Here is a 12,679-nt window from a genome sequence, read left to right as displayed (position 1 = left end):
AAGCATGTGGTACCTTTCTTCAGTCACCCTTTTATGGGCGTTTTCGTTTAGCTTGATCGGTGTTTATTTAGCTGGTCAAGTTGACTCTTGGTTTTCTGTATTAATGCGAGTTGCACTAGCTCTGCTCGTTTTTTTACCTTTTTTAAAATTTCGAGGCATCTCCAAAAAACTCATTATTAAGCTTATGGTCGTTGGTGGAATACAACTTGGGCTCATGTATTGTTTTTATTATCACTCGTTTATGCTTCTCTCTGTTCCAGAAGTGTTGTTATTTACCATCTTTACGCCTATTTATGTCACGTTGGTATATGACGTATTAAAACGTCGTTTCTCTCCTTGGTATCTTGTTACTGCTTTTATCGCTGTAGCGGGTGCGGCTGTCATTAAGTTCGCTGGAATCAATGAGGATTTTTTATTGGGCTTTTTAGTGGTGCAAGCCGCTAACCTTTGCTTTGCCGTTGGTCAAGTTGGCTACAAAGTCATTATGGAAAAAGAACCTGTCGATTTGCCGCAACACACTATATTTGGTTATTTTTATTTAGGTGCTTTATGTATCGCAGTTTTAGCGTTTGCTCTGTTTGGTAATGCCGATAAAATGCCAACAACCTTCACTCAATGGGGCATTTTGACTTACCTTGGACTCATAGCTTCAGGAATGGGTTATTTTTTATGGAACAAAGGAGCTTGCTTAGTAAATGCTGGAACCTTAGCGGCAATGAACAACGCACTGGTTCCGACTGGCCTTGTGGTCAATATTCTGATTTGGAATAGAGATGCGGATCTTCCCCGTCTACTATTAGGTGGTGCAGTGATATTGCTCTCTCTTTGGGTCAATGAAACTTTCATTAAAAGAAAAGTCATCTTGTCTCGCGATTAATAAAACTCTCGTGATTAATAAAAACATTTTTACGACGGCGTCTTGCTAGCCGTCCTTTGACATAAGTACATAAGCGCTTGATAGATACCTACCAAGCGCTAAAAAACGATGATTAGTGTTAATGAAGTGCTGATTGTTGGTGACTATCCTGCGTATTAAACTTTAAAAACTGTTGTTCTATTTTTTTCTGCTTTGCTATTAACTTACTCTGTTTTTTTACGACCTTAGCCATTTTTTTCATGACTTTGGCTTGTTTTTTAGCTTGTTTTTTAGCCTTTTTAAGATCTTTTTTACTTAACGATTGTATTTCTTCTATCGATATCATTTCTGGTAACGTTGCATTACTTTGTGTCGCTACAGCAACGGTACTTTGCACAGGACTCGCGTTAGCGGCAATCGCTCCATATTTTTTTGGTATTGAAACCGGTTTACAGAGTTGAGAACGATCCTGACATGAGCGAGCGCATGAACGACAAACATATTTTGCATCGGCAACGAGCGAGTAAATGTCACCTAAACTTTCAGAGATTTCTCTATGATTTAATTTACACAAACTTTTGGTCATTTTATCACTCCAACAAATACCATTCCTCAAACAAGATTGAGAATGATTATTAGTTAGATATAGCGTTATTTATCTATCGTTGCAATAAAAAAATGAAGCGTATGTGTTAAACCATTGATTTTTTGACATAGACATCGAAACGATTTTTTTTAGTTTCAATCGCCATACTCGGTTTTTGCTGATTTAACCAATCTGCATAATCCGGTCTTTTTACCACGACTCGCTTATTCGCTAGACTCATTGCTGGTTCAAAAAGTTCATCTGCATCAAGATCGGCACCTACTAAAGATTGAAAAACTCGCATCTCCTTTTTCACTAACGCAGATTTTTTACCTTCTGGATGAGGGTACATTGGATCGAGATACACTACATCAGGGTGAATAAAATCATCGTCAGCCATCAATTGCTGTAACGCATCATGGCTAGAGGCATGAATCAGCGACATTCTTTGTGCTACCCAAGAGCCAATATTAGGATCATTCTTTGCCCTTGTTAGCCCATCGTCAAGCAGTGCAGCAACAACAGGATTACGCTCTACCATTTGTACACGACACCCAAGTGATGCTAAAACAAATGCATCTCGACCTAAACCTGCGGTTGCATCCAAAACCGTTGGTGTCACACCTTTATTTAAACCTGCCGCTTTTGCAATCGCTTGTCCTTTACCACCACCAAACTTTCTTCGGTGTCCAACCGCTCCTCCTATTAAATCAACATAAATGGCACCTAATTTGGGCTCATCTAGTTTCCTTAGCTCTAACCTTTTTGAGGTAAGCACTAAAGCAAAATGACTATTTTTTTCATGTTGTAGTGACCATGTTTGAGCAATGTCTTCTAACCGGTTGATAAGGCTATTTTCTTCACAAATCAGTTGCAGGTGCAAAAAAGACTCCAAAGGTAAATAAATGAAGGTTCGGCTATTTTACTGTGTGTGCTTTGCTTCTGCTACTAATTCAACTTGGGGCTTCAAGTTATATAACAATTACAATCACCCTTAGTGCTTTTGCTAACATCAACACAGTGAATAACCATTAAAGCGATAGTAACCCATAATTGAATAAAATATACTCTAGTAAAATAATCAACTTTAGGTTTATTTCTTCCTTATGCACACGACAACTCGTCTCGACGATTTAGATCGAGCCATTTTAAAAATCCTATTAGAGGATGCTCGACGTCCTTATGCAGAAATGGCCAAACAATTTGATGTCAGCCCCGCAACCATTCATGTCCGTATAGAAAAAATGAAAGCGGCGGACATAATAGAAGGTACAGAAGTGGTCATCAACCCTAAAAAGCTAGGATACGATGTGTGCTGTTTTATCGGGATTAATTTAAATGCTGCCAGGGATTACCACTCAGCTCTTGAAAAGCTAAATGCACTTGATGAAGTCGTTGAAGCCTATTACACCACTGGGGCTTACAACATTTTTGTAAAATTAATGTGCCGTTCAATTGAAGAACTACAATACGTGCTAATAGATAAATTACAGGCTATTGATGAGGTACAATCAACAGAAACCCTTATTTCGTTGCAAAATCCCATTAATCGGAATGTGATTCCTTAAGGCAGTTATAGTTATTTGGTTTCGTTAAAGCTATCTCGTTATCTAAAATTAATGCGCAAATGCTTTTTATTATTTCCTTTTATCTACTGTTCATTCCTTTATTTATAGTTAACACACTCTATTGCTCTCTCTGCAACAGAGTGTGTTAGAAGAAAAAGGTAATTAAACGTCAATTCCAGAGTGCCTTAATAGCGCATCAATGCTTGGCTCACGGCCTCTAAAGCGTTTAAACAACTCCATGGGCTCTTCGCTTCCACCCATCTCTAGAATATTCTTCAAGAAACTCTGTCCTGTTTCTGCATTAAAAATGCCTTCTTCTTCAAAGCGAGAAAATGCATCAGAGCTCAACACTTCTGCCCATAGGTAGCTATAGTAACCAGCACTATAACCACCAGCGAAAATATGACTAAAGGCATGAGAAAATCGATTCCACTCTAAACTTGGTAACACCGCCACTTTACTCTTAATGTCAGCCAACGTTTCTAACACTTTAGGCCCTACATCCGGATCGAAATCTGTGTGCAAAGTAAAGTCGAATAAACCAAACTCTAACTGACGAAGAATAAACATAGCCGATTGGAAGTTCTTAGCTGCTAGCATTTTTTCTAGCATAGCGGAAGGAAGCGGTTCGCCTGTTTCATAGTGACCAGAAATGAAAGCTAAAGCTTCTTCTTCCCAACACCAGTTTTCTAAAAATTGACTTGGTAGTTCCACGGCATCCCAAGGTACGCCATTAATACCAGACACGTCAGACACATCAACTTGCGTCAACATATGGTGTATTCCATGCCCAAACTCATGAAAGAGAGTCACAACTTCGTCATGAGTAAACAGAGCAGGTTTATCTCCTACTGGCTTATTAAAGTTACACGTTAAATAAGCCACGGGCGTTTGCAAATCACCATTAAGATTAATGCGTCTTACTCGACACTCATCCATCCATGCACCGCCTCGCTTATTCTCACGTGCGTATAAATCTAAATAAAAACTCCCACGTAATTGGTTATTTTGGTCAAAAATATCAAAGTAACGAACAGAAGAGTGCCACGTATCTACCCCTTCTTTTTCAATAACCTGCATGTTAAATACACGCTTTAACACTTCGAACAAACCGCTTAATGCTTTAGATTCTGGGAAATAAGGACGCAGCTCTTCATCAGAAATTTGGAATAAATGTTGCTTTTGTTTTTCGCTATAATACGCGATATCCCATAAGTTCAACTCGGTTACACCAAACTCTTTCTCAGCAAACTCTGTAAGTTGACGAACTTCTTTCTCCCCTTGAGGCTTCACTTTACTGGCTAGATCATTTAAGAACCCCATCACCTGTGCGGGGGTTTCAGCCATTTTTGTTGCTAGCGATTTCTCACTATAAGTGGCAAAGCCCAACAAGCGCGAAATTTCATGGCGAAGCTTTAATTGCTCAGCCATCACTTCTGTATTATCCCATTTGCCAGCCATTGGTCCTCTATCTGAAGCACGAGTGACATAAGCTTCATACATTTCTTTGCGTAATTCTTGATTATCGCAATAGGTGAGTACTGGTAAATAAGAAGGGATATCAAGTGTTAATAACCATCCATCTAATTCTTTAGCTTCCGCAGCCGCTTTTGCTGCATCCATAGCGGATTCTGGCATACCTTTAAGATCAGACTCTTGGGTAATATGCTTAGTCCACCCCATAGTCGCATCCAGCACATTATTAGAAAACTGCGAACCAAGCTCAGACATACGCTTACTTATCTCGCCATATCGATGCTGTTGATCAGCTGGAAGGCCAATACCTGACAACTCAAAATCACGTAGAGCATCCGTAATACTTTTCTTCTTAGCTTGAGTTAACGTAGCAAATTCACTGCTCGATTTGATAGATTTATATGCTTCGTACAATCCTTTGTGCTGCCCAACCCAAGTTCCATATTCTGACAATAAAGGCAGACAACTTTCATACGCTTCACGCAAGGGCTGGCTATTTAGCACGGAATTCATATGGCTAACGGGTGACCAAATACGTGATAATTTATCGTCAACTTCAGCTAAAGGAGCGCAAATGCTTTCCCAACTAGGATTGGTATTGCCTTCTAACACTTGTTCAACTTTAATTCTGCAATCAGCAATAGCTTGCTCTACGGCTGGTTTAACATGTTCAGGTTTGATTGCAGAGAATGGAGGCAAATCTGTAAAATCTAATAGTGGGTTGGACATATAGCGTTCCTTTATAAAAATCTTTATACCTAGATGTAGGCGGATTATGCAATTTTCAATAGTGGCGTATAATGAAAAGGTTTGAAAATAATTTGTTTATCACACTCAAGAGCATCAACGCTCTAAACCTGCGCACACAGAGAGCCTTAATTTGTTAAGTTACAGACACAGTTTCCATGCTGGAAACCACGCCGATGTACTAAAACACATAGTACAGAGTTTAATTCTTGATGCACTAAAACAAAAAGAAAAACCCTTTATGTATCACGATACACATTCAGGGGTTGGACGATACGATCTTACCCACGAATGGGCAGAAAAAACCGGTGAATATAAACAAGGTATCGCCCGACTATGGCAAAAAGAATCGATGCCCGACGGCCTACAAAGCTATTTAGATGCCATTGCCAATTTAAATAATAATGATGAGTTACGTTACTACCCCGGTTCACCTAGAGTCGCTCGTGCGCAACTGAGATCACAGGATAAAATGGTACTAACCGAACTTCACCCTAGCGACCATTCATTACTAGAACAAGAGTTTCATCGTGATCGTCAAGTTAGAATCTATAAAGAAGATGGCTTTCAGCGACTAAAAGCAAGCCTTCCACCTAAAGAGCGACGTGGTTTAGTTTTGATTGATCCTCCTTACGAATTGGCAAAAGAATATCGAGATGTTGTTACTGCCATTGCTCAAAGTCACAAACGTTGGGCTACCGGCATTTATGCAATTTGGTACCCAGTAGTTAATCGTCTTGATATTGAAGACATGATTGAAGGGCTAGAATCTCTCGATATTAGAAATATTTTAAAAATTGAACTGGGCGTATCCAAAGATACCAATGAGAGAGGAATGACTGCCTCTGGGATGATCGTGATTAATCCACCATGGAAACTAAAGGCTCAGATGGAAGAAATTCTGCCATTTTTAAAACAAACTATTGCCCCAGCAACGGGTCATTATAGTGTCGAATGGATTGTACCTGAGTAAAATATCCCCATATATACACTATATCTAATAATGATGAGCTGAAGAGAGTCTCGCATACTCTTTAACTTAGGTTTAAGATTGAAAGATAAATAAAATTAGAAAAATTGGAGAAAGTAATGGCGAAACAATTTGATTATATCTGTATCGGTGGCGGCAGTGGTGGTATTGCTTCTGCTAATCGTGCGGCCATGTATGGCGCTAAAGTCGCCCTAATTGAAGCAAAAGACCTTGGCGGCACGTGTGTCAATGTTGGCTGTGTACCAAAAAAAGTAATGTGGCATGGGGCTCAAGTTGCCGAAGCGATCAACCTATACGCTGAAGATTATGGTTTCGATGTTGAAGCTAAACCTCTTAACTGGGGAAAACTCGTTGAAAACCGCCAAGCTTATATCGGTCGTATACACCAATCATACGATAATGTATTGGGCAAAAATAAAATTGAAGTGATCAAAGGTTTCGCTAAATTTATTGACGAAAAAACCGTTGAAGTGAATGGTGAACAGTACACTGCTGAACATATACTTATCGCCGTAGGTGGTCGTCCAAGCATCCCAAACATTCCAGGAGCAGAATACGGTATTGATTCAAATGGTTTTTTTGAATTACAACAACAGCCTGAACGTGTTGCAGTGATTGGTGCAGGATACATTGCGGTAGAAATAGCAGGTGTTTTACATGCTTTAGGCACAAAAACAGATTTATTTGTGCGTAAAGAGTCACCGCTTCGTAGTTTTGACCCAATGGTTATCGATACCTTAGTGGAAGTTATGGAGCAAGAAGGCCCGACTCTGCATACTCATTCTGTCCCTAAAGAAATAACTAAAGAAGAAGATGGAAGTCTTACTCTTCATCTAGAAAATGGTCAATCACACAATGTTGATACTTTAATTTGGGCTATTGGCCGCCATCCAGCTACCGATGCCATTAACTTAGATGTTACCGGGGTTGCAACCAACGACCGTGGATATATTAAAGTCAATGAGTATCAAGAAACCAACGTCGACGGTATTTACTGCGTAGGTGACATCATGGAAGGTGGTGTTGAATTGACTCCGGTTGCAGTCAAAGCAGGCCGTCAGTTATCTGAGCGTTTATTTAATAATAAACCAACAGCAAAAATGGATTATGAGCTTATACCTACCGTCGTATTTAGCCATCCCCCTATCGGCACAATTGGTGTGACAGAAGCTGAAGCCATTGAGCAATATGGTGCCGATAACGTTAAAGTATACCAATCAGGCTTTACGGCTATGTACACCGCGGTGACCAAACATCGTCAACCATGTAAAATGAAACTGGTTTGTGCCGGTGATGATGAAAAAGTCGTGGGTTTACACGGTATTGGATTTACCGTGGATGAAATGATTCAAGGTTTTGCAGTAGCCATGAAAATGGGAGCGACTAAAGCAGATTTTGACAGTGTCGTTGCTATACACCCAACAGGGTCGGAAGAATTTGTTACCATGAGATAAAAACAAATACATAAAAAGGCTAACATTGTAAAAATGTTAGCCTTTTTTATGCATTCGAGATAAGCCTTCAATCTTAATTCTAGGTAAAATAATAAAGCAATAGCGAGTTTAGCCCCTTAATTTTAACTACTTTATACAAACTACATTAAGTAGTGATGTCCCAGAAAGTTGAGTGATCTTGCCACTAGTAAACAGCCCTTTCTTCTCATTGCCCCAATAAGGCAGATGTAACGGCCATTGCTTATTCTTCATAACTTGTGAGTCTATCAAGAGTTGCCATTCTTCTTCAGATAACAATCGCATCTTCTGTGAAGCACATACTTCAACAGATCGATCATAATTTAATCGATTCCAAGCAATATTATATTCCATATAAAATTGGTCATAACCTTCCATTAGGAAAGGGATCAAATAGTATTTATCACCAATCTTAACGTCTCTTCGTGCTACAACGGTTTCAGATAAACCTATTGCTTGAGATTGAACCTGCTTACTTTTCTGATCAACGACTTCTCTTTTTTCTATCGCAACTGTTGAAGCGACAGAAGGTGACGTAACAGGTAGGACGTTATTAGTGGTTGGATTGCTAACTGTTTTTCTATTAGAAACCGATTTATCAGAGGTAGCTTTCTTAGGGGCGGGCTTATTAGGCGTTACTTTAGCTGTGGTAACAGTTGTATTTGGCAAAACGGTCGCATTTCGAATAAATGCTTGCTTATATGAGTTAAGTTTTTTTAACTGATCGAGATCTTTTTTAGCAACAGAATACTGTTCATAAGGCCCAATTAAGCAGCGATAACCTTTTTTTTCTTCTTTTAACCACACATTGGTTGAGATAGCACTGTCTATTATTTTGATTTCATTCTGGGTTAACTCATCATTAAACAACCCACATTGTATCCAAAATAAACCAGAATCGACATCAGGGGAGCCTCCCCACATACCATTACCAATAGGGCAATCTTGAGAGAGTACGGGGATTGAATCAGCCGTCCTCTGTCTAGCTTCACAGATATACTCATCATCAGCGGCTTTAACAGGAGACGAAAAGCCAAAGCTAATACAAAAAACAAAGGCCAACAATTTTCTAACTAAAATACTGCTCATATTATTATCTCAATATTTATCATGCTATTTCCATAGTAACAATAGCCTCTAAAAAGAAGAGCCGCAATAATAGCGACTCTTAGTTTAGAAACATTTATAGTTAGATATCAATCGCTTTAGATTATCCTTTATAAATTTTAGGGTTAAATACGTCTCTTAACCAGTCTCCAAGCAAGTTAATTACCAAAACTAAGGTCACGAGCACAAAACCAGGGAAAGCAGTAATCCACCATGCTCCTGAAAATATATAGTTAAAGCCAATACTAATCAAAGCCCCTAAAGAGGGCTGATCGACCGGCAAACCTAAGCCTAAGAAAGAAAGCGCGGCTTCAGACATTATTGCATTAGCTACTTGTACGGTTGATATAACCAAGATCGGCGATAAACAATTTGGCAAGATATGACGGAACATGATTCTAGGAGAGCGAAAGCCCATTACTCGAGCCGCTTCTACATACTCTTTTTTCTTTTCTGCCAGTACTGAAGCTCTAATGGTACGGGCATACTGTGGCCATTCCGCAATACCAATAATAACCACTAACATTAATACTGCGTATTGGCTGTAAAAATCACTGCCAAAACTTGCTTTAAATATCGCCGAAACGATGATCGCAACCATCATGGTTGAAAATGACAGCTGTACGTCTGCAAATCTCATTAAGAAGCTATCAACTCGACCACCAAAATAACCGGCAGATAAACCAATAATGATACCTAAGAATAACTGTAACCCCACGGCAAAAAAACCGATAGTAAGAGAAAGCCTAGAGCCGTAAAGCATCGTCGATAATATGTCACGTCCTTGCTCATCTGTACCTAACATAAACCTTGAATCGCCTTCTTCCATCCAAGAAGGAGGAAGTTCAGAGTCCATGATATCAATAGACGTTAAGTCATAAGGATCAGTTGGTGATATTAAAGGCGCTGCTAATGCCATAATTAAGAATATAATAAAGACGGCAAAGCTAAACATCGCCACCTTATCACGCAAAAAATAATATAAAATGTCAGATTGTTTAAAGCGTTCCCAACGGCTTGGGACAACATTAGATTGTTCCACGATTAAGCTCCTTTACCAGTTAAATTAACCGTCGGGTTAATCAAGCCATACATCAAATCGACAATAGTGTTTGTCACTACGAAGACCAAACCTACAAAGATTACGTAAGCAGTAATTAACGGTGTATCAACACGATTAATCGCCTCTAAAAAGAGAAAGCCGGTACCTGGCCACTGAAAAACAGTTTCAGTAAGAATAGTGTAAGCCACCATGGTACCAATTTGCACACCACCAACCGTTAACACCGGTAACATGGTATTTTTAAGTGCATGTTGATAATAGATTTTTTTAGAGGATAAGCCTTTGGCACGGCCAAATTTAATATATTCAGAACTCAATACTTCCAGCATTTCAGAACGAACTAAACGAATAAATAGTGGTAGCATAATAGAGGCCAAAGAAACACTTGGTAGCACCAAATGCGCTAAACCATCGAGTGTAAAATACCCAGACTCCCAACCTAACAAGTTTATAGTTTCTCCTCGCCCATAAGAAGGCAGCCAGCCTAATTCAATGGAAAAGATATACATCAGCATAATAGCAGTTAAAAATACCGGTATCGAAATACCAATACTACTAAAAGCCATTATTATTTTGGTGAGAATACTTTTAGGATTAATTGCTGAATAAACTCCCAGAGGAATAGACATTAATACAATGATTAATGCAGCACCGAAAACCAATTCTAACGTGGCGATTAGCTTATCTAAAATCACATCAGCAGCGGGCTTTTTATAAAAATAAGAAGTACCAAAATCACCTTGTATTGCATTGCCGACAAAGCGAGAATATTTAGTAAAAAACGGATCATTCAATCCTAACTCATCACGCAGAGCTTGACGTTCAGATTCCGAAACAGACTGGCCTACCAGTTCACGTAACGGGTCCCCCAAGTTATCTTGGATGGCAAATGCCACTAAACTGATCACAAACATAACTATCAGTGCCTGATATAGGCGCTTGACCAGAAACGAAAACATTCCTTGCCCCTTAATTGTCCATTGTCTTCTTCGAAAAGAAGTATTTCAGTCAGTCGTAAGTCTAAAAATGGCACTCAATCCGACTGAAATAAGATTGAGCGCCATAGAACGGTATTGCGTAAAATAAGTAATTGAATGCAGTTGCATGATTTATCTAACTAACCATGCAACTTACTTCTATATTATTTAACGACTAGGTCACCAAAGTATGGGAAGTTCATTGCGTTGACGATTGGAGCGATCTCAACGTTAGATTTAGCACCCCATGCTAGGTTTTGCCAGTGTAGAGGAACAAACGCTGCATCGTTATACAGTGTAGCTTCTACCTGCTGTAGCATTTCTGCACGTTTAGCTGGATCGGTTTCTACATTTGACTCTTCTACTAAACGGTCAACATCTGCGTTTGAGTAGTAGCCACAGTTATACTGACCACGGCCAGTATCTTCGTTACGAGTCATTGTTAAGAACTCTGAGAAGTTAGCAGAATCTTCTGTATCTGAATGCCAACCAATCATCATCATATCTGCTGAACACTTATCAAACTCAGGCCAATATTGTGCTTTAGGCAAGGTTTTCAAATCAACTTTAATGCCAATTTTAGATAGCATTGCTGCAGCTGCTTGAGCCACTTTAGCATCGTTCACGTAACGGTTATTTGGAGCCATCATAGTTAAAGTAAAGCCGTCTTCATAGCCTGCTTCTTTCATAAGCTCTTTTGCTTTTTTAACATCGAAACGTGGGGTTAATTCTGGACTATAACCAGCATAACCTTCAGGACCTTGCTGACCAGCAGTGGTTGCAAAGCCTTTCATGATCTTTTGAGCAATACCTTCGTTATTAATAGCATGAACGATTGCTTGACGAACACGAACATCTTTCAGTGCTTCGTTACTATTTTGGTTCATTTGGAACGTAATAATACGAGTACCTGGTAAGGTCACTAGATCAATACCAGATGCATCTTGCACACGTTTATGATCATTAGGCGCTACAGGAGCAATCATATCAACATCGCCAGATAAAAGAGCGGCTACACGTGTTGCATCTTCTTTGATAGGCACTAACGTTAGGTTGTCTACGTTACCTTTTGATTCTTTATCCCAGTAATCGTTAAATCGAGCAAATTCAACCTTAACGCCTTGTTCACGAGATGTAACAGTAAATGGACCAGTACCTGAAACGTTAGTCGAAGCGAAGGAATTACCATGCTTAACAACTTCATCTTTCTCTTTACCATCATCCGTAGAGCCAGAATAGAACTTGCTATCCATTGGGAAGATGTAAGTTGCAGTTTGCAACACTAGCGGGTAAGGACCATTAGTAACGATATCAACTGTATAATCGTCTACTTTTACCATTTCTTTATAAGGCGTAAAGATACCTTTAAAATCTGGAGAGTTCTTTAGACGATCGAACGTCCAAACAACATCATCCGCTGTCATTTCATTTCCAGAATGGAATTTAACACCTTGGCGTAAGTTAAAACGCACAGTTGTGTCGTTTTGACGTTCCCAACTAGTCGCTAGACGCGGTTCAAAATCCAATTTCTGTGTATAACGAACTAATGGATCAAATACCATGTGAGACATTTGCAGTGTACCACCTGATAACTGCTCATGTGGATCAAGTGATACTGGATCGGCATCATAAGCAACTGTGATATCTGCAGCAGCAGCGCTAAAAGATAGACCTGCTGCCATTAAAGCAACTGTCAATTTGGTCTTGATGGTTTTCATTGCATAACTCCTTATGCGGGAAATCATATCCCTGTTTATTGTATTTGCATCTTTTTGTGTTTTCGAGCATTCATACTCGAAAATTTTCTATTGGCTAAATAGTAATAATTAACCAACA

11 protein-coding genes are annotated in these 12,679 nt (G+C 39.3%); 4 read left to right on the top strand and 7 right to left on the bottom strand.

Annotated features, from left to right (window positions below):
- Positions 1–4 precede the first annotated feature (4 nt).
- Positions 5–877 (top strand): carboxylate/amino acid/amine transporter, encoded by an 873-nt coding sequence (locus tag R3X26_RS06780; protein ID WP_317716459.1) that lies wholly within the window; start codon positions 5–7, stop codon positions 875–877.
- 118 nt (positions 878–995) lie between these two features.
- Here R3X26_RS06780 and R3X26_RS06775 read toward each other — a convergent pair whose 3' ends face one another.
- Together R3X26_RS06775 and R3X26_RS06770 are read right to left on the bottom strand one after the other, a co-directional pair.
- Positions 996–1,442: a hypothetical protein gene (locus R3X26_RS06775; protein ID WP_317716458.1), complete on the bottom strand. Its 447-nt coding sequence runs from the start codon at positions 1,440–1,442 to the stop codon at positions 996–998.
- 106 nt (positions 1,443–1,548) lie between these two features.
- Complete coding sequence (locus R3X26_RS06770; protein WP_317716457.1) at positions 1,549–2,325, bottom strand: class I SAM-dependent methyltransferase; 777 nt, start codon at positions 2,323–2,325, stop codon at positions 1,549–1,551.
- Positions 2,326–2,548: 223 nt separating this feature from the next.
- On the opposite strand from R3X26_RS06770, the gene asnC reads away from it, so the two are divergent.
- Positions 2,549–3,010, top strand: coding sequence for a transcriptional regulator AsnC (asnC, locus tag R3X26_RS06765; protein ID WP_317716456.1), 462 nt, complete (start codon positions 2,549–2,551; stop codon positions 3,008–3,010).
- Between the two features lie 162 nt (positions 3,011–3,172).
- Here the strand turns inward: asnC and prlC are convergent, their stop codons facing one another.
- Entirely contained in the window at positions 3,173–5,215 is a 2,043-nt protein-coding gene (gene prlC / locus R3X26_RS06760; protein WP_317716455.1) for an oligopeptidase A, read from the bottom strand.
- Positions 5,216–5,366: 151 nt separating this feature from the next.
- Here prlC and R3X26_RS06755 point away from each other — a divergent pair, with 151 nt between their 5' ends.
- Positions 5,367–6,206, top strand: a complete 840-nt coding sequence (locus R3X26_RS06755) for a 23S rRNA (adenine(2030)-N(6))-methyltransferase RlmJ (protein ID WP_317716454.1) — start codon at positions 5,367–5,369, stop codon at positions 6,204–6,206.
- Between the two features lie 116 nt (positions 6,207–6,322).
- Positions 6,323–7,678 carry a glutathione-disulfide reductase gene (gene gorA / locus R3X26_RS06750; protein WP_317716453.1) on the top strand — a complete coding sequence of 452 codons (1,356 nt, stop codon included), beginning with the start codon at positions 6,323–6,325 and terminating at the stop codon, positions 7,676–7,678.
- Between the two features lie 126 nt (positions 7,679–7,804).
- On the opposite strand, the gene R3X26_RS06745 is transcribed toward gorA, so the two are convergent.
- From R3X26_RS06745 to R3X26_RS06730, 4 genes are all read right to left on the bottom strand, one after another.
- The gene (locus R3X26_RS06745) at positions 7,805–8,785 is read right to left on the bottom strand and encodes an SPOR domain-containing protein (RefSeq protein WP_317716452.1); all 981 of its coding nucleotides are present in this window, start codon (positions 8,783–8,785) and stop codon (positions 7,805–7,807) included.
- A gap of 121 nt (positions 8,786–8,906) precedes the next feature.
- A complete protein-coding gene (locus R3X26_RS06740; RefSeq protein WP_317716451.1) occupies positions 8,907–9,845 on the bottom strand; it encodes an ABC transporter permease in 939 nt (312 codons plus the stop codon).
- Between the two features lie 2 nt (positions 9,846–9,847).
- On the bottom strand, positions 9,848–10,825 hold the full coding sequence (locus tag R3X26_RS06735) for an ABC transporter permease (protein WP_317716450.1): 978 nt from the start codon (positions 10,823–10,825) through the stop codon (positions 9,848–9,850).
- Between the two features lie 182 nt (positions 10,826–11,007).
- Complete coding sequence (locus R3X26_RS06730; RefSeq protein ID WP_317716449.1) at positions 11,008–12,561, bottom strand: ABC transporter substrate-binding protein; 1,554 nt, start codon at positions 12,559–12,561, stop codon at positions 11,008–11,010.
- Positions 12,562–12,679 lie beyond the last annotated feature (118 nt).

Source organism: Vibrio sp. TH_r3 (assembly GCF_033101115.1).
Taxonomy (GTDB): Bacteria; Pseudomonadota; Gammaproteobacteria; order Enterobacterales; family Vibrionaceae; genus Vibrio.
Note: the sequence above shows the minus strand (reverse complement) of the source record. Positions and strands in the feature narration are given on the sequence as shown.